The sequence below is a fragment of the Leptothrix sp. (in: b-proteobacteria) genome (assembly GCF_965250675.1).
In the GTDB taxonomy this organism is placed as follows: Bacteria; Pseudomonadota; Gammaproteobacteria; order Burkholderiales; family Burkholderiaceae_C; genus Sphaerotilus.
Genome location: NZ_CBDFPH010000008.1, coordinates 672,557 through 689,281, shown reverse-complemented (window position 1 = coordinate 689,281; position 16,725 = coordinate 672,557). Strand labels below are relative to the sequence as shown.

24 protein-coding genes are annotated in these 16,725 nt (G+C 67.3%); 5 read left to right on the top strand and 19 right to left on the bottom strand.

All coding sequences use genetic code 11. From position 1 onward, the window contains the following. Positions 1–77: 77 nt before the first annotated feature. Both AC5IG3_RS12585 and AC5IG3_RS12580 read left to right on the top strand, forming a co-directional pair. Positions 78–425 (top strand): protocatechuate 4,5-dioxygenase subunit alpha, encoded by a 348-nt coding sequence (locus tag AC5IG3_RS12585; RefSeq protein WP_491906629.1) that lies wholly within the window; start codon positions 78–80, stop codon positions 423–425. Positions 426–474: 49 nt separating this feature from the next. Then, on the top strand, positions 475–1,326 hold the full coding sequence (locus tag AC5IG3_RS12580; protein ID WP_491906628.1) for a class III extradiol dioxygenase family protein: 852 nt from the start codon (positions 475–477) through the stop codon (positions 1,324–1,326). Between the two features lie 21 nt (positions 1,327–1,347). Here the strand turns inward: AC5IG3_RS12580 and AC5IG3_RS12575 are convergent, their stop codons facing one another. Further along, positions 1,348–2,274 (bottom strand): helix-turn-helix transcriptional regulator, encoded by a 927-nt coding sequence (locus tag AC5IG3_RS12575; protein ID WP_491906627.1) that lies wholly within the window; start codon positions 2,272–2,274, stop codon positions 1,348–1,350. 93 nt (positions 2,275–2,367) lie between these two features. Between AC5IG3_RS12575 and AC5IG3_RS12570 the strand changes: the two genes are divergently transcribed. Beyond that, positions 2,368–3,555: an ABC transporter substrate-binding protein gene (locus tag AC5IG3_RS12570; RefSeq protein ID WP_491906626.1), complete on the top strand. Its 1,188-nt coding sequence runs from the start codon at positions 2,368–2,370 to the stop codon at positions 3,553–3,555. A gap of 31 nt (positions 3,556–3,586) precedes the next feature. Here AC5IG3_RS12570 and AC5IG3_RS12565 read toward each other — a convergent pair whose 3' ends face one another. Together AC5IG3_RS12565 and pcaF are read right to left on the bottom strand one after the other, a co-directional pair. After that, complete coding sequence (locus tag AC5IG3_RS12565) at positions 3,587–4,495, bottom strand: DMT family transporter (protein ID WP_491906625.1); 909 nt, start codon at positions 4,493–4,495, stop codon at positions 3,587–3,589. A 72-nt stretch (positions 4,496–4,567) separates the two neighbouring features. Beyond that, entirely contained in the window at positions 4,568–5,773 is a 1,206-nt protein-coding gene (pcaF, locus tag AC5IG3_RS12560; protein ID WP_491906624.1) for a 3-oxoadipyl-CoA thiolase, read from the bottom strand. Positions 5,774–5,860: 87 nt separating this feature from the next. Between pcaF and AC5IG3_RS12555 the strand changes: the two genes are divergently transcribed. Together AC5IG3_RS12555 and thiD are read left to right on the top strand one after the other, a co-directional pair. Further along, positions 5,861–6,688 (top strand): IclR family transcriptional regulator domain-containing protein, encoded by an 828-nt coding sequence (locus AC5IG3_RS12555; protein WP_491906623.1) that lies wholly within the window; start codon positions 5,861–5,863, stop codon positions 6,686–6,688. A gap of 69 nt (positions 6,689–6,757) precedes the next feature. Then, entirely contained in the window at positions 6,758–7,636 is an 879-nt protein-coding gene (gene thiD / locus AC5IG3_RS12550) for a bifunctional hydroxymethylpyrimidine kinase/phosphomethylpyrimidine kinase (RefSeq protein ID WP_491906622.1), read from the top strand. A gap of 34 nt (positions 7,637–7,670) precedes the next feature. On the opposite strand, the gene AC5IG3_RS12545 is transcribed toward thiD, so the two are convergent. The 16 genes from AC5IG3_RS12545 to AC5IG3_RS12470 form a co-directional block, all read right to left on the bottom strand. Beyond that, complete coding sequence (locus AC5IG3_RS12545) at positions 7,671–8,936, bottom strand: purine-cytosine permease family protein (RefSeq protein WP_491906621.1); 1,266 nt, start codon at positions 8,934–8,936, stop codon at positions 7,671–7,673. Between the two features lie 281 nt (positions 8,937–9,217). Beyond that, complete coding sequence (locus AC5IG3_RS12540; RefSeq protein ID WP_491906620.1) at positions 9,218–9,469, bottom strand: hypothetical protein; 252 nt, start codon at positions 9,467–9,469, stop codon at positions 9,218–9,220. Positions 9,470–9,561: 92 nt separating this feature from the next. Further along, the gene (locus AC5IG3_RS12535) at positions 9,562–9,945 is read right to left on the bottom strand and encodes a hypothetical protein (protein ID WP_491906619.1); all 384 of its coding nucleotides are present in this window, start codon (positions 9,943–9,945) and stop codon (positions 9,562–9,564) included. An 11-nt stretch (positions 9,946–9,956) separates the two neighbouring features. Further along, positions 9,957–10,505, bottom strand: coding sequence for a 3'-5' exonuclease (locus tag AC5IG3_RS12530; protein WP_491906618.1), 549 nt, complete (start codon positions 10,503–10,505; stop codon positions 9,957–9,959). A 15-nt stretch (positions 10,506–10,520) separates the two neighbouring features. After that, entirely contained in the window at positions 10,521–10,772 is a 252-nt protein-coding gene (locus AC5IG3_RS12525) for a hypothetical protein (RefSeq protein WP_491906617.1), read from the bottom strand. Then, positions 10,769–11,107, bottom strand: a complete 339-nt coding sequence (locus AC5IG3_RS12520; RefSeq protein ID WP_491906616.1) for a hypothetical protein — start codon at positions 11,105–11,107, stop codon at positions 10,769–10,771. The genes AC5IG3_RS12525 and AC5IG3_RS12520 overlap by 4 nt, the downstream gene beginning before the upstream one ends. After that, positions 11,104–11,343: a hypothetical protein gene (locus tag AC5IG3_RS12515; protein ID WP_491906615.1), complete on the bottom strand. Its 240-nt coding sequence runs from the start codon at positions 11,341–11,343 to the stop codon at positions 11,104–11,106. Before AC5IG3_RS12515 ends, AC5IG3_RS12520 begins: the two co-directional genes overlap by 4 nt. Then, the gene (locus AC5IG3_RS12510) at positions 11,340–11,825 is read right to left on the bottom strand and encodes a hypothetical protein (protein ID WP_491906614.1); all 486 of its coding nucleotides are present in this window, start codon (positions 11,823–11,825) and stop codon (positions 11,340–11,342) included. The genes AC5IG3_RS12515 and AC5IG3_RS12510 overlap by 4 nt, the downstream gene beginning before the upstream one ends. Then, on the bottom strand, positions 11,822–12,037 hold the full coding sequence (locus AC5IG3_RS12505; protein ID WP_491906613.1) for a hypothetical protein: 216 nt from the start codon (positions 12,035–12,037) through the stop codon (positions 11,822–11,824). Before AC5IG3_RS12505 ends, AC5IG3_RS12510 begins: the two co-directional genes overlap by 4 nt. Then, the gene (locus AC5IG3_RS12500; protein ID WP_491906612.1) at positions 12,034–13,668 is read right to left on the bottom strand and encodes a DNA cytosine methyltransferase; all 1,635 of its coding nucleotides are present in this window, start codon (positions 13,666–13,668) and stop codon (positions 12,034–12,036) included. The genes AC5IG3_RS12505 and AC5IG3_RS12500 overlap by 4 nt, the downstream gene beginning before the upstream one ends. After that, on the bottom strand, positions 13,662–13,829 hold the full coding sequence (locus AC5IG3_RS12495) for a hypothetical protein (RefSeq protein ID WP_491906611.1): 168 nt from the start codon (positions 13,827–13,829) through the stop codon (positions 13,662–13,664). Before AC5IG3_RS12495 ends, AC5IG3_RS12500 begins: the two co-directional genes overlap by 7 nt. Next, positions 13,826–14,683, bottom strand: a complete 858-nt coding sequence (locus AC5IG3_RS12490) for a DUF2303 family protein (protein WP_491906610.1) — start codon at positions 14,681–14,683, stop codon at positions 13,826–13,828. Before AC5IG3_RS12490 ends, AC5IG3_RS12495 begins: the two co-directional genes overlap by 4 nt. Before the next feature lie 36 nt (positions 14,684–14,719). Further along, a complete protein-coding gene (locus AC5IG3_RS12485; protein ID WP_491906609.1) occupies positions 14,720–15,085 on the bottom strand; it encodes a YfdP family phage-associated protein in 366 nt (121 codons plus the stop codon). A gap of 38 nt (positions 15,086–15,123) precedes the next feature. Continuing rightward, positions 15,124–15,918: a hypothetical protein gene (locus tag AC5IG3_RS12480; protein WP_491906608.1), complete on the bottom strand. Its 795-nt coding sequence runs from the start codon at positions 15,916–15,918 to the stop codon at positions 15,124–15,126. Positions 15,919–16,040: 122 nt separating this feature from the next. After that, positions 16,041–16,415 carry a hypothetical protein gene (locus AC5IG3_RS12475; protein WP_491906607.1) on the bottom strand — a complete coding sequence of 125 codons (375 nt, stop codon included), beginning with the start codon at positions 16,413–16,415 and terminating at the stop codon, positions 16,041–16,043. Beyond that, positions 16,412–16,648 carry a hypothetical protein gene (locus AC5IG3_RS12470; protein ID WP_491906606.1) on the bottom strand — a complete coding sequence of 79 codons (237 nt, stop codon included), beginning with the start codon at positions 16,646–16,648 and terminating at the stop codon, positions 16,412–16,414. Before AC5IG3_RS12470 ends, AC5IG3_RS12475 begins: the two co-directional genes overlap by 4 nt. Positions 16,649–16,725: the final 77 nt, after the last annotated feature.

Sequence of the window (16,725 nt, the reverse complement as noted above, 5' to 3'; positions counted from 1 at the left end):
GTATGAGTATGCGGGCGTTGATCGGGCCGGCCGGGACGCGAATACTGAGGGCACTCAAGACGGACAGGAGACGCGCCATGACCCTCACCCACCCACCGATTCCCGGCACCACGCTTTTTGACGGCGATCAGGCCGTCAAGGGCTACGCCCTCAACAAGATGTGCTTCTCGTTCAACGAGGCCGCCAATCGCAACGCCTTCGTCAAGGACGAGGACGGCTACTGCGCCGCCTACGGCCTGAACGCCGCGCAGCGCGAGGCCATCCGCGCCCGCAACGTGCTGCAGTTGATCGAGGCGGGCGGCAACGTCTACTACCTCGCCAAGTTCGCCGGCATCCTGGGGCTGGACGTGCAGGACCTGGGCGCGCAGCAGACCGGCGTGACCCGAGCCGAATTCCAGGCCCGCCTGCTGGCCGCCGGCCGCTGAATCACACGCTGAACCCCACCCGCACCGCACCCCGTTTCAGGAGACTCTCATGGCCCACATCGTCGGTGGTATCACCACCTCGCACGTTCCCTCCATCGGCCGCGCCATCGCCCGCGATCTGCAAGGCGACCCGTACTGGAAGCCGTTCTTCGACGGCTTCAACCCCGTGCACGAGTGGCTGGCGCGCGTGCAGCCCGACGTCGCCGTGGTGTTCTACAACGACCACGGCCTGAACTTCTTCCTCGACAAGATGCCGACCTTCGCGGTGGGCGCCGCCGCCGAGTACCGCAATGCCGACGAAGGCTGGGGCATCCCGCAGGTGCCGCCATTCAGCGGCGAGCAGGCGCTGTCATGGCACATGATCGAGGCGCTCAACGACGAGGAATTCGACCTCACCACCTGCCAGGAGATGCTGGTCGACCACGCCTTTACGCTGCCGATGGCGCTGTGCTGGCCCAGCCAGGTCTGGCCCGTGAAGGTGGTGCCGATCTGCATCAACACCGTGCAGTTCCCGCTGCCAAGCGCAGCGCGCTGCCTCAAGCTCGGCCAGGCCGTGGGCCGGGCGATCCACTCGTGGGACAGCAACGCCAAGGTTGTGGTGCTGGGCACCGGCGGACTGTCGCACCAGTTAGACGGCGAACGCGCCGGCTTCCTCAACCCCGAATTCGACCGCCAGTTCATGCGCAGCCTGATCGATGATCCGGCCTGGGCGACGCAGTTCAGCATCCACGAACTGGTCGAGAAAACCGGCACGCAAGGCGTCGAACTGCTGATGTGGCTGGCCACGCGCGGCGCGCTGGGCGAGCAGGTGCGACAGGTGTCGGCCAACTACCACGTGCCGATCTCGAACACCGCCGCCGGGACGATGCTGATGGAGCCGGTGGCCAGCCCGTCCCTGTAGGAACGCCGTCAGGCGCGGCGTTCAGCCCAGCGCCAGCGCCGCCCGCACCTCCCCGCGCAGCTTGGCAAAGCTGGCGCTCAGGTCCTGCGCGCTGGTGTTGAAGATCAGGTCGGACTTGGAATAGAACGCCGCCCGGCCGGCCAGGATGCGGCGCAGGTCTTCCATGGCCTCGCGGCTGGCGGCCATGGGGCGCAGGTCGCCCTGGGCGGCCACACGCTGCATGTGGTCTTCGGGTTCGGCCTGCAGCCAGACGGTGTAGCAGTGCGCCAGCAACTGGTTGAAGGTGGCGGCGTCGGACACCAGGCCGCCGGGCGTGGCGATCACCACTTCGGGATAGATCTGGATGGCCTCTTCCAGCGCGCGGCGCTCGTAGCGGCGGTAGGCGTTGGTGCCGTAGAGGTTGTGGATTTCGCTGATGTCGCAGCCGGCGAATTTCTCGATCTCGCGGCTCAGTTCGATGAAGGGGTAGCCCAGGTCATCGGCAAGCTGCTGGCCCAGTGTCGACTTGCCCGCGCCACGCAACCCCACCAGCGCGATGCGGTGGCTGCGCGCACTGGCATCGGCCTGGCCATCGAACAGGCTGGCCAGGTGCTCGCGGGCGCGGCGCAGGTCGGCCTCGGTGCGGTGTTCCAGCAGTTCGCGGATCAGCAGCCATTCGGGTGACGAGGTGCTGATGTCGCCGATCAGCTCGGCCAGCGAGCACTGCAGCGCCTGCGCCACCTGCAGCAGCACCAGGATCGACGCATTGCCGGTGCCGTATTCGAGGTTGGCCAGATGGCGCTCGGACACATCGGCGGCCAGCGCCACCGCCTTGCGCGTCAGGCCACGGCGTGCGCGCAGGTTGCGCACCCGCTCGCCCAGGGCGACCAGAAACGGGTTCTTGGAGGCGGTTTCGCCGTCATGGGCACCGGAATCCAACACCGATGCAGAGCCTAGGGTATCTACCATACATGCACTATCTTGCTTAAGGCTCAAAATCTACACCATTCAGACGCGTTGATTCGCACAATATTTCATTTACCCGACCTCCGGAGACTGTCCATGCAGAAGCCCACTTCACGCGCAGCGATCAAGCCGATCGCGCAGGCCGCGATTGTCATCGCCAGCCTCGGCCTCGCCGCCGGTGCGGCCATGGCGCAGGAAAAGATCAAGGTCGGCCTGATGCTGCCCTACACCGGCACCTTCGCCGCGCTGGGCGTGGCGATCGAGAACGGCTTCAAACAGTACGTCGACGAGCAGGGCGGCAAGCTCGGCGGCCGGGCGATCGAGTTCGTCAAGGTCGACGATGAATCGGACCCATCCAAGGCCGCCGACAACGCCAACAAGCTGGTCAAGCGCGACAACGTCGATGTGATGGTGGGCACCGTGCACTCGGGCGTGGCCATGGGCATGGCCAAGGTGGCGCGCGACAACAACACGCTGCTGATCATCCCCAACGCCGGCGCCGATGCCGTCACGGGCCCGCTGTGCGCGCCCAACATCTTCCGCACCAGCTTCTCCAACTGGCAGCCGGGCTACGCCATGGGCAAGGTCGCGGCCGAGCGCAAGCACAAGACCGCCGTGACGCTGACCTGGAAATATGCTGCCGGTGACGAAACGGTCAAGGGCTTCAAGGAAGCCTTCGAGGCCGGTGGCGGCAAGGTGGTCAAGGAGCTGAACCTGCCCTTCCCGACCGTCGAGTTCCAGGCCCTGCTGACCGAGATCGCCGCCACCAAGCCGGATGCGGTCTACGTGTTCTTCGCCGGCGGCGGCGCGGTCAAGTTCGTCAAGGACTGGGCGGCGGCGGGCCTGAAGGACAAGATCCCGCTCTACGGCTCCGGCTTCCTGACCGATGGCACGCTCGAAGCCCAGGGCGACGCCGCCCAGGGCCTCATCACCGCGCTGCACTACGCCGACGACCTGACCACCAAGCGCGACCAGGCCTTCCGCCTGCAGTACGCCAAGACCTACAAGATGCAGCCCGATGTCTACGCCGTGCAGGGCTACGACGCAGCACAGTTGCTGGGCGCAGGCCTGACAGCGGTCAAGGGCGACGTCAAGAACCGCGACGCGCTGGTCAAGGCCATGGAAGCGGCCAAGATCGACAGCCCGCGCGGCCCGTTCACCTTGAGCAAGGCGCACAACCCGGTGCAGGACTTCTACCTGCGCCAGGTCAGCGGCAAGACCAACAAGAACATCGGCATCGCCGCCAAGGCGCTGGCAGACCCGGCGCGCGGCTGCAAGCTCTGACGTCAGGATGGAGGCCGGTTCTGACGCCGGTTCAGAACTGGCTCAGCGGCTCGACGGCGGGCAGCGCGGCGTCGCGCCGCGACTCGTGCGCCGTCAGCCACGTGCCGAGCGCGCCGCAGAAGGTGATCACCACGATGCCCAGCAGCGCCAGCGTATCGGGCACATGGCGAAAAATGGCCCAGCCGAACAGCGTGGCGAACACGATCTGGAAGTACAGGTAAGGCGTCAGCGTGGCAGCCTTGGCGCGCATATAGGCCAGGATCAGCACGTAGTGGCCCGATGAACTCAGCAGACCCGCCAGCAGCAGCAGCGCCCAGGTGGTGCCCGGCAGCGCCTGCCAGCCCCAGGGCAGCAGCAGCGTGACCAGCACCACGCCCACCATGCCGGTGTAGAAGTGCGTGGTGGCGGGGTCTTCGGTCCTGGCGAGCTTGCCGGTCAGCGTCTGGAACGCGGCCCCCGCTCCCACCAGCGCCAGCGGCAGCAGCGTGGCGGCGTTGAACTGGTCGCCCTGCGGGCGGATCACCACCAGCGCGCCGCCCAGTCCGCCCAGCAGCAGCAGCCAGCGCAGCCGGGACACCCGCTCGCCCAGCATCAGTGCCGCCAGCAGCGTGATCACCAGCGGTGTGAGCATGATGATGGCGGTGAACTCGCCCACCGGCATCACCTTCAGGCTGAGGAAAGCCAGCGCGCTCATGGTCAGCAGCGACAGCCCGCGCAGCACCTGCAGTCCGGGCCGGCCCGTGTGCAGCAGGCTCAGGCCCCGCCGGGGCAGCACGGTCAGCGCCGTCGAGCTGACTTGAAAGGCGTAGCGCACCCACAGCACCATCACCAGCGGCGCGAGCTGACTGAGGGTCTTGATGGTGGTGTCAAAGGCAGCGAAGAAGGCGACGGCGGTGATGACAAGCAACACCGCCTTGCGTGACTGGGACGAGGTGGGCATGACGCGGACAAGACTCTCGGGCAACGGGTTAACCCGCAGTCTAGGCCGAAGTCCCGCAGACCGGTCGATCGCTCACACCCGCTCGACGATCAGCGCAATGCCCTGGCCCACGCCGATGCACATGGTGCACAGCGCGTAGCGGCCGCCGGTGTGGTGCAGCTGATGGACGGCGGTGGTCACCAGCCGCGCGCCGCTGGCGCCCAGCGGGTGGCCCAGCGCGATGGCACCGCCCCAGGCGTTGACGCGGGCGTCGTCGTCGGCCAGGCCCAGGTCGCGCAGCACGGCCAGGCCTTGGGCGGCAAAGGCCTCGTTGAGTTCGATCACGTCCATCTGCGCCAGGCTCAGGCCGGTGAGTTCCAGCACGCGGCGCGTGGCCGGCGCCGGGCCGATGCCCATGATGCGCGGCGCCACGCCGGCCGTGGCCATGCCGACCACCCGCGCGCGCGGCGTCAGGCCGTGGCGGGCGGCGCTGGCTTCGTCGGCCAGCAGCAGCGCGCAGGCGCCGTCATTGACGCCGCTGGCGTTGCCCGCCGTCACGGTGCCGTCGGGCCGCACCACGCCCTTGAGCCTGGCGAGCGCCTCCAGGCTGGTGTCGCGCGGGTGCTCGTCCCGGGCCACGATGAGGGCATCGCCCTTCTTCTGCGCAATGCTCACCGGCGTGATCTCGGCATCGAAGAACCCCGCTTGCTGCGCCGCCAGGGCCTTGCGCTGGCTGGCCACCGCCATGCGGTCCTGTGCTTCGCGCTCGATCCTGAAATCGGTGGCGACGTTCTCGGCCGTCTCGGGCATCGAATCGACGCCGTATTGCGCCTTCATCAGCTTGTTGACGAAGCGCCAGCCTATTGTTGTGTCGTAGACGGCATTGGCGCGGCTGAAGGCGCTCTCGGCCTTGGGCATCACGAACGGCGCGCGGCTCATGCTCTCGACCCCGCCGGCCAGCATCAGGCCCGCCTCGCCCGCCTTGATGGCGCGCGCCGCCGTGCCGACCGCGTCCATGCCCGAGCCGCACAGGCGGTTGAGCGTCGAGCCCGGCACGCCGATCGGCAGCCCCGCCAGCAGCGCCGACATGCGCGCCACGTTGCGGTTGTCCTCGCCGGCCTGGTTGGCGCAGCCGTAGATCACGTCGGTGACCGCCTCCCAGTCCACGCTCGGGTTGCGCGCCATCAGCGCGGCCAGCGGCACGGCGCCCAGGTCGTCGGCGCGCACGCTGGACAAGGCGCCACCGTAACGGCCGAAAGGGGTGCGGATGGCGTCGCAGATGAAGGCGTGGCGGGTCATGGCGGTCTCCTCGAAGATTGGGGCAAAATTCAATGAAGTTCGTATGTCGAACATTGATTCTTATAGCGAACAAAATCGCGAACATCGATGCTAAAGAGCCGCTCCACCCCTGTCAACAGCACAGCCGACCTGTCGGTCGATGAATCCACGCCCCGCCCCGGCGACGACTACGTGCAAAGCCTGGCGCGCGGCCTGGCGGTGCTGCGCAGCTTCGGCGCGCAAGCGCCGGCGCAGACGCTGACCGAAGCCGCCCAGCGCACTGGCCTGACGCGGGCCGGCGCGCGGCGGCTGTTGCTGACGCTGCAGCAGCTGGGCTACGTGGAGAGCGACGGCCGCCAGTTCCGCCTGACGCCGCAGGTGCTGGAGCTGGGCTTTGCCTACCTGAGCGCCCAGCCGATCTGGCAGCTGGCGCAACCGACGATGGAGGCGCTGGGGCAGTCGCTGGGCGAGAGCTGTTCGGCGGCGGTGCTCGATGGCGACGAGATCGTCTACGTGCTGCGCGTGACCGCCCGCAAGATCATGGCGCTGGACCTGGGCGTGGGCAGCCGGCTGCCGGCGCATTGCACCTCGATGGGCCGGGTGCTGCTGGCCGGCTTGCCGGCCGATGAACTGCCGCAGCGGCTGGCGGCGATGGAACTCAAGGCGCTGACGCCGCACACGCTCACCGACCGCGACCGGCTGCTGGACGTCATCACCCAGGTGCGCACGCAGGGCTACAGCGTGGTCCATGAGGAACTGGAGCCAGGGCTGATTTCGATGGCCGCGCCGCTGGTCAACCGCGCCGGGCGGGTGGTGGCGGCGCTCAACGTCAGCGGCCAGAGCAGCCGCACGCCGCTGGCGCACATGACCGAGCACTTTTTGCCGCACCTGCTGGCCACCGCCGCGCAAATCAACGCGCTGATCTGCACACAATGATGGCCACAATGGCGGCCGAGACACGCCCTATTCACGGCCCCATCAATCGACGCTGAAAACGCCTCCGCCATGCCGACCGACACGACCCCGCTGACCCACACCTACGCCCGCGTGCTGAGCATCGCCGGCTCCGACAGCGGCGGCGGCGCCGGCATCCAGGCCGACCTGAAAACCGCCGCCGCGCTGGGCTGCTACGGCATGACGGCCATCACCGCCATCACGGCGCAGAACACCTGCGGCGTCACCGCCATTCATGCGCTGCCGCCCGAACTGCTGGCCGCGCAGATCGACGCGGTGGCGGGCGACATCGGCGTCGACGCCGTCAAGATCGGCATGCTGCACGACCCCGCCGTGGTGCGCGTGGTGGCCGACGCCATCCGCCGCCACGGCTGGCGCCATGTGGTGCTGGATCCGGTCATGGTGGCGGCGGGCGGCGACCCGCTGATCGCACCCGAGACCGTGGCCGTGCTGGTGGCCGAGCTGTTTCCGCTGGTGAGCGTCATCACGCCCAATCTGGATGAGGCCGCGCTGCTGCTCGGCCGGCCGATCACGCAGGTGACGCAGCTGGAGCCCGCCGGCGCCGACCTGCTGGCGCTGGGCGCCCGCGCCGTGCTGCTCAAGGGCGGCCACCTGAGCGGCAGCGAGGTCTACGACCTGCTGATGCAGCAAGGCGCGCCCAGCCCCTCGAAGAACGGCAAGCCCTACCGCAGCACCCATTTCTGCAGCCCGCGCATCGCCAGCCGCAACATCCACGGCGCCGGCTGCACGCTGTCCACCGCCATCGCCTGCCAGCTGGCATTGGGCACGACGCTGGATGTGGCCGTGGAACAAGCGCGCGATTACGTCCGCCACGCCATTGCGGCCGGTGCTGCCGTGCGCACCGGCGCCGGCCACGGCCCGCTCAACCACGGCGACACACCGCAGGCAATGCAGCGGCGGGCGCTCTGAATCGTCATTCCCGCGAAGGCGGGAATGACGGGCCTCAGCCGCGCAGCCGCAGCAACGCGCCCAGGCCCAGCGTGACCACCAGACTCGGCAGCGCTGCGCCCAGGTCCGGCAGCAGCATCGGACTGACATGGAACGTGGCAATGCCCAGCAGCCACAGCGCGGCAGCCGCCCAGTCGATCGACTTGTCAGTGCCCCGGCCCGAACCGGCCAGCTGCGAGATCACCACGCCGAACAGCGGCACGAAGATCGAACTGAGCATCAGCAGGAAAGGCTCCAGGCTGTGCATCGGCAGCACCATCGCGGCGGCCACGGCGGCCACCGCCATCACCATGCCCCACAGCGGCACGCCGCCGCGCGGGCTCAGGAAGTTGAGCGACACCGCGCCCGAATGCACGTCGCCATAGGCGTTGTCCATCTCGTCGATCAGGATCAGGCCGAGCGCGATCAGGCCGCCCTGGGCCAGCAGCAAGGTGGCCACCAGCCCGGCGCCCGGCTCGCTGGTGCTCACCACCACCACGCCCAGGCCGTAGCACCACATATTGGCCAGCGCGTAGCCGATCCAGGTGCCACGCCGCGCGTCGCTGGCGGACTTGCCATAGCGGGCGTAGTCGGCGATCAGCGGCAGCCAGGACACCGGCATCGCCATCACCAGATCGATGGCGGCAATCGTGCTCATGCCGCCCGCGCCGGGCCGGTTCCAGAACGCGTCCCAGCCTTGCATGGTCAGCTTCTGGCCAAACTGCCAGCTCAGCCACAGCAGCGAGGCAATCACCAGCGGCAAGCCGAAGCGGCCGACGAAGCGGCGCACCAGCGTCACCATCGAGCCACGCGCCAGCAGCACCAGCAGGCCGCCCCAGAACAGCGTGGCCACCACCGGCACCCAGCCGGCGTCCAGCCCGGTGAGCTGCTTGACGATGGCCTGCGTGCCCTCGCGCATCACCACCAGCTCGAACGCCGTCCAGCCCAGCAACTGCACGATGTTGGCCACCACCGGCAGGCGCGCGAAGCGGCTGCCGAGCGTCTGGCTCATCAGCGCGGCACTCGACAGGCCCCGCTCGCAGGCCATGCCCGCCGTCCACGCCAGCAAGCCGGCGCCGACGATCGAGCCGACCACGATGGCCAGCAACGCCGCCTGCGTGCCCATCGCGGGCATCAGGTAGGCGCCGACCTGCATCACCAGCAGGCCCACGCCCAGGCTGAACCAGAGCGCCATGTGGTCGCTCAGACCAAAAACCCGTTGCGACGCAGCGATGGGCTGCGCGGCGGACGGTGACGAGGAAGTTTCAAAGACAGCAGCCATCAGGCGAACACCTTGTGTCGATGGCAGGGTTGCCACAGCCCGAGGTGCGCGCGGACGCGGGACGGCTGTGCTTGCTTCCCTGCGCGAGGATTACCTCGGGCCTGCGAAGTAAACACATCGCAGGACTCGACGCCGCCTTTTACCGGGCAGCGCCAATCAGGTTCAAAGGGACTTTCTCAGCCGGCCATCCTGACCAGCACCCCTAGCGAACTGCCGGAATTGTAGGCATGGGCGTGAAAAAGCCCGCACTTGGCGGGCTTAGCTCTGCTGAGCGTTGAGCGTCACAGATCCCCATCCCCATCGACACCCAGCATCAGCGGCGGGTGCGTTGTGCCCAGCACGACCAGGCGCACAGGCTTGCCGCTGGTGATCAGGTCGCGCTCGGCTTGGGTGGGCTGCCAGAAGCTGGCTACTGCCGGCGTACCGTCAGCGTACTGGATGCGCGTGATCGGCAGCGCGTTGCATTCGTCAATGCTCATGCCTGGCGGGGCGCCCAGAACGCCGTTGTTGCTCGGGTGTTGGTGTCGTTGCATGGGGTTTTCTTATCGGGTTGCAGGCGTCTGCACTGCAGGTGGCAGAAAAGCCCGCGCGTGGCGGGCTGGGCATTGGTCGGTTGTGTGGCGCATCAACCGTATCGCCGGTAATGCTCTGCCCTAATTTCGTCAAGAAAATCAAACGCAATTTCTGCGTAAAGTTTTGCCTGATCGCGCCCGCCGATATCCCCGGCGCTTTGGGAAATCATTGCGCCTACCAGATGGACGGCCATCTGGTGCGAGGCGGTCTCGGGATGCGCAGGAAATTGCGCCGGTTCCGGGTGTCGTCCGGGTGTCGTCCGCATCTGATATGCAGTCAGGGCTTTCAGGATATGCGCTCGCCTTTTGGCACCGATTCCTTCGATCCGAGAAAGATTTGCTGCAGCAAGTTCTTTCATGGTGAAGTAGCCGTCGGCTTGGAGAGTGTGCTGAGTCTGCAGATCAAGGTTCAGCACTTCAATGGGTGTGTTGTCCATTTTTAGTTCCATCATCGGGTTGCAGGCGTCTGCACGGCAGGTGGCAGCATGGCGATCAGGTGCTGCGCCTGGCTGATCGCGTCGTCGAGCGCGTTGTGATGGGTGCCGGTGCGCACCAGCTTGACGTCGCGGTGCTGGCTCTTGACCGTGCGATAGCAGCGGTCGTTCCAGTGCTTCCAGGGCTGCGGCAGCATGTTGTTGCGGTAGGCGCTCGCAAGGATCACGTTGTCGAACGCCGCGCCATTGCCCCACATCTTCACGTTGTTGACGTCGCGGTTGTAGCTGTTGAGCCATTTCGTGAATTCGACCAATGCCACGGTGATGTGGACGCCAGGCCTAGCGATCGCCTGGCGGGCCTCGTCGTCCTGGCGCAACCACCACAGCACCGTGTCGGCATCCATCACGCCGCCGTACTGAACCGATGTCGAGAGCGTGATCACTTGGTAGAAGCTTTCGCCGAGATGACCCGTTTCTAGGTTGAACTCCACAGCGCCGATAGACACGATAGCGGCGTTAGGGCCGCTGCCCATCGTCTCAAGGTCGAGCATGATGTCTTGCATGGGGTCTCCTGCCGCTCAAGCACGGCGGTCGATGGGCTTACTCAACACCCGCAGGTGCCCTTCCCCCTTGAGGAAGGCGCGGTAGTTGTTGATGGCCGTGGCCTCAGCTTCGCGCGCCACCTGGGGTCCGATGGCAATGATGCTGCCGTCGTCGCTGATGATGGCCAGGCGCGCGGGCTTGCCGTCGACCGACACGGTCAGGCCTTCGTGAGCGACTGCGCTGATCACGACACCCGCGATGGCGCCGGTTGGTTGTGTGCCGATCATGCTGCACCACCCTTCGCCCCAGCCGGCAAGCCAAGTCGCGCCCGTAGGGCATTGATGGTGTCATCGGTCCGCTGGATCGGCCGCGTCTGCTCGCGGTGGTATTCCAAAGCGGCCAGCGCCATGGCCATCATGTCCTCGTATCTCGCGTGGTCCATGTTGGTGAGGCGATCGCCGAACTTGATCGTCTGCTCAGCTTGCAGCAGCTGCGCATTGAGACGCTCAATCTCCCCCAGCAGCAGCTGCGCCTCTTCGCACGTCAGGCGCACCGTGAGCCAGCAGGTAGGCGGCGTGGTGAGGTTGCGCAGCGCCGTGATTGTGGTTTGCAGGTCGCTCATGCCGGCACCGCCTTTTTCGGCTTGGCCCGAGCTGCTGCCCACTCGCGGCTGAAATCGCCCACGTGGCCGGGGTCGGCCTCAAAGCGGCCGCGCGGCGTGGGGTGGATGGTGTGCTTGGTCTTGTCGGTCATGACCATGGCTGGTGCGGCTGGGCGCACTGGCACGGTGCCCGGGGGCAGGTGTCTGGTCTGGTAGATGCCGGGCGTTTCACGCGGGAAAACTTTGCGGCTGGTCATGCTGCGGCTTTCAGAGTTTTTTGGATGGTTTGTGGCTGGAAATGAGGCTGGCGCATGTCGACGGCGATCTTCTGGAGCATGGCTTCCGACCACAGTGCTGCTGCAACTGCTGAGGCACGGTCGGTGTGGCGTGCGAGTTCATCCATGACCTGACGGCCGCGCTTGGCGAGCTGGTACTCGACGCCGCTGAAGCCGATGTGGCCGTAGCGCTTGTAGCGCTCGATCACGGCCACCACGAGGCCGTGCTGTTCGGCCATCTCATCCAGGCCGAGCCCGATTGATTCCGACACGCGTGACCACATCAGCACTGCACCGACCCAGTCGATCAGCAGCGCTTCATCGGCTTTGCCCGTGGCCAAATCGTCAAGGTTGTAGGCATGTGCAATGCCCAGCCCGGTCAGCTGATTGGGTGCGAGCTTGGGCCGCAGGCCGCGCGGCAGGCGGTCGATCAGCTGAGCTTTGGTCAGGGGGCGGCGCTTCATGCTGCAGGTCCATTCGGCAGGTCAGCCCAGTGCGTGATGTCGGTAAGCGTCTCGCCATCCGAGCCGATCCAGCGCGGGCCATCGGCGGCGTCGAGGTCGTCCCACCACGCGATCCAGACGGCGATCCGGCCGGTGCCCAGTGCGACCAGCACGCTGCGTTCGGTATCGGGGGGCGTGCTGGCAGGGTGCCAGGTGATGAGTTCGGTGGTCATGCTGCTTCCTTGAGCGCCTGGCGCTCGTCATAGTTGGCGCGCACCAGGGCTGCGGCCAGGGGTGGGCAAACGCTGTTGCCGATCATGCGAACTTGGGCGTGCTTGGGCAGGCTCAGGCCGCGCTCGGGTGCTGTCAGCAGGTAGCCGGCCGGGAATCCCTGAGCAGCCGCCAGCTCGTGCGGCTGCAGCATGCGCAGACCGATGTCGGCGATGACGTAGTCGACGCCGGCCACGGTGACTAAGCCAATGCGGTCGTGGCAGGGGATGGTCGGCATGGGCTGGGTGGCCTCGCCGTGCTGGCCGCCGGAGCTGTAGAACTTGATCAGGAAGGCGCGCACCTCGGCTGCGTGCCCGACATTGCTGCTGGCGTGATCGGCCGCTTCAAGGTGCGCTTCCACCAAGCCCAAGGCGTTGCCACCACCTGGCCGGGCCGGTGACCCGCCGGCCGTCACGGTGTGTAGCGGCTCGGTCGCCGCGCTACCGACGCTCCCCGTTCTGAATTTGGTGAGCATCACTGCAATTTGGCTGTGATGGTCGACGCTGGTGACGGTGCCGATCGGCTGCGTGAGATCCGAGCCGACGACGCCGGTGTAGTGCTTGGCTAGAAAGGCCGATACCAGGGCGTGGTGGCCACCTTTGGTTTGTGCGCAGATCGTTCGCAGCGGTTCTTCGGCTGACCAGCTGCGCGGCGATGAAGCGTTCGCGATCTCGGTGAGCACCGGCACGGCAATGGCATAGCCGCCACTGGCGGTCACAGTCGGCATCGGCTCAGCCATGCTGCGCACGCCGGCGCCCCAGCGCTGGGCCTTGCCCGGCTTGCCTTCGCCATGCGCGACGGTGACGATGAACGGTTGCGCCGTGTTGACCACGTAGCGTTCAATGCCGCGGGCGATGCGGCGCAGCGTGGCCTCAGCCAGCGGGCGGTCGCGCTCGAAGATGCTGGGGCAGGGCAGCGACCAGTCGATGACCTCAGCTGCCGTGCGCCAGGGCTTCAGGCCGCTGCCCTTGGCCGGCTTGGCGGCGTGCGTGGGCGCTGGCCAAACGATAGGCTGACCATCGCAACGCGCGATCAAGAACAACCGCTTGCGGCTGGTGGGTGCACCGTAGTCGCAGGCGCGCAGCTCGCGCCACTCGACGGCGTAGCCCAGGCGCTGCAGTGCGTTGACGAAGCAGCGGAACTCGCGCCCCTTGTTGCGTGGGCAGGGCCGGCCATCTTGCGTGAGTGGCCCCCAGGTCACGAACTCCTCGACGTTTTCCAGGCAGATGATGCGCGGCTGCACAGTCGCTGCCCAGCGCACTGCCACCCACGCCAGCCCGCGAATCTTCTTCTCGACCGGCTTGCCGCCCTTGGCCTTGCTGAAATGCTTGCAGTCGGGGCTGAACCACGCCAGCCCTACCGGACGGCCGGCGCAGACCTCGCGCGGGTTGACGTCCCACACTGACTCGCACAAGTGCAGCGTCTGCGGGTGGTTGGCCTGGTGCATCGCAATGGCCTCAGGGTCGTGGTTGATCGCGATGTCGACTGGTCGGCCGATTGCCAGCTCAATCCCGGTGCTGGCACCACCGCCGCCGGCGAAGTTGTCGATCACCAGTTCGGCGCCGATGTCGAGGGTGAATTGGGGGGTCAGCATGCAACCTCCTCAGCTTCCTCAACCACTGCGCCCACCGCCTCAACCGGCAGGCACAGCGCCTGCGCCACGGTGGCGATGGCGGTCTCGCGGCAGCCCCGGCCGTCGAGGGCCAGGGCTCGCTCGAACGCAGCACGGACGTGGGTGCGTTCGATGATGGTCATGCGCAGGTGCCGAACATGAGCGGCACGCCAGCCAGGCCGGCGCGCACGGTGTCGATCAGGTCCAGCGCCGCTTTCTCGTGGGCCTTGTCGGCGCGCTGCAGCTCGTAGGTGAAACGGACCTTGCCGTTGTCCAGGCGGTACTTCAGGCGGCTGGCCAGCAGGTCGGCCGTGGGCGCGCCGTGGAAGATGGGGATGCCGATGGCGAACTTCTCGAACATGTTCATGCTCTCGACCGTGCCGGCGTCTGCGTCAGCCACGTAGTCGAGCCGCACGCCGCCGCTCTGCAGGCGCACGGCGGACTTCAGACGGCGGTCTTCCTGGTACTGGAAGTTGGTGGCCATCTGCAGCATCTGTGCGCAGGCGGGGTAGCCCTCGACGCTGGCGATGTCGCCTTCGTGGTCTTGCAGCCATTCAGCAAACTCGACCTGGCCGAATCCTTTGCGATCCATGCCCTTCCACTGCTTCCACTCTGCCGACATGCGCGGGGTGTAAGCGGCGATGTGGCGGCGCCAGGCGGGGGTGTCCTTGCCATGCTCGTCGATGACTGCGCGGAAGCTCAGCTCGAAGGTCTGTGGATTGAAGTCGCACCAGGTGATGCTGTGGTCATTGGCGTGGCGGGCTATGTAGTTCAGGAAGCTCGCGGCCTCATGAAACTCGGCGGCTGCATTCAGGGCCCGCGGGGCGGGCAGGTACTTTTCGAGGTCGACGCGCAGTTCCTTGACTTCGTGGCCCTTGGGCACGGCGTAGTGCAGCACTTCCAGGCCGGGGACGTTGTCATCGCCGTGCAGCAGCTCGGGGCGCGGCAGCACGTCTGCCAGGGTTTCGGCCAGGTTACGGGTTTGGATCGGGTCCATGTGCTCTTTCAGGGTGGTGGTGGGTGAAGGGATGGATCAGCCGGCGCGCAGCGTTTGCGCAAGGGCGGTTTCGGGGGTGGCGGCGCGCAGCGTGATGGCGGGCGTGTCAACCGGGCGCAGTTCCAGCTTCTGCTGGTTGGGGTTGGCCTCGGTGAGGTTGCCTTCGACCGTGGCCCACAGCAGCGTGCTGTCCGGCTTGGGCTCGGGCACCTTGGTGGTGACGCGCGGCGTGACTTCGATGGCTGTGCTGCTGCGCTTCAGGTCCAGCGTGATCGTCACCTTGCCGGCCTTGCCGGTTTCCTCGACGGCGCGTACAGCGTCGGCCAGCTTTTGGCTGCACAGGTCAATGAATGCGCCGCCGTCTAAAAGGCGCAGGGTGTCGGTGATGGGGCGGATGCTCATCGGAATCTCCTTCAGGAGTGGGTGAAAAAAACAGGGGATCAAGTCGCGGCGGCTGGGCGCGGTGGTGCGCCGCTTTGCGGACGCACGCGGCGTGCGGTCATGGCTGACACAGGGGTGCGCAGCGTTTCAGGAGATGGGCTCACGAGGTGAGCGACTGCTGAATCGGTGTTGGGGAGCGGATCGGGGGCCGCTGTATTTGCTGCTGGCGTGCGCAGCGCTTCAGCCCACAGCAGTGCCGCCAGCAGTTCGACCACGATCGATGACAGCACGGCCACCCCCAGCGGCACAGCCTCAGCGCCTGAGCCTGTCAGGCTGGCCAGCTGCGCGCCAACGGGGTCGGCAGCGGCGTTGTTGCGGCGCGTGTCGAGGCCCGCGGCAGCGGTGGCCAGCTGCGCGCGAAGATCGGCGGCGCGTTGGGCTTCGGCGCGCTCTACGCGCAGCACCTCGACCTGCTGCTGGGTCTGCTGCACCGCGCTGCGGCGGGCGGTGCATGCGCTGGCCTGGCGCTCGCAGCTGGTCAGCTGCTGGGTGGCGTTGGCGTGGCGCTGCTGGGCTGCTGCCAGGTCAGCCGACACCGGTGCCAGCGCACGGGCGGTGATGCTGGCCAGCTGCTCGCGCAGGGCGCGGCTGTGTTCGGTCTCTTGCTCCGTGGCCGCCCGGCTGCTGCCGGCGTGTGCTGCTGCTGATGCGAAGAACACCACGTGCCCGTATACCGTGAGGCCCATGCAAGCCGCCCACAGTGCCCAGACCGCAACCCTCCCCCCCTGCGCGCGCGTGTTAGCGATCGTGGGCAGCAGGTGAGCCGCCAGCGTGATGACAACGGCAGCGGCCATGACAAGCGCGCGATCAGCCGGCGCCGTGCTGCGCTCCAGTGCAGCTGCGGCAGCCATGGCGACGCCAATCACCGATGTGGCTGCAGCCGCCACAGCTGTGGCCTGACGTGGGGTGATCATGCTCACAGCCGCATCACGCCGCCGCGTGTCAGTTCACCCTGCTGCTGGCGGGGCTCGGCTTCGGTGCGGGCGGGGGCTTTGCCCAGCGGCTCGATCTGCTCGACGTCGACGCACAGCAGCACCAGGCCGTCGCGGGTCTCGGTGTGGTGCAGGCCCCGGCAGTGCACGTACACGCCCGCGCCCCGGCGCAGATGGTGGGCTGCACTGCGCGCCACCATGGCCGCAACGTTGCCGGCGGCGTACTGGCGGTAAGCGCGCACGGCCGGCATGTCGGGCGTGGCCTCCAGCTCGATGTAGATGCGGTATGTGCCGTCCGGGGCCGTGATGCGGGCTTCGGCATCGCGGGCGAGGGTGCCGCTCAGGCGCTGGGTGGTCATGGGCGCCGCCCGTATGCAATGCCGACAGTCAGCTTTGTGCAGTCGAGCGCACGCACACTGCCTGTGGGCAGGTGGTCGGGCGCGTCAAGAAAGCCGGTACTGCAGTAGCCGATGCGCTGGTCTTCCGGCGCGGTGAGGCTGTAGGTGATGTGCCAGTCGCTGCGGGTGTGCGTGCCCTGCGGCTGTCCGATCAGGGCACCTGTGGTGGCGATAAACGGCGCGATGTACTTCACGGGCGCGCCCCCAGCAGCCACAACGCAATGCGGCGCAGCAAGCTCTGACGGCGGCGCACGCTGATGCCCAGCGGCCC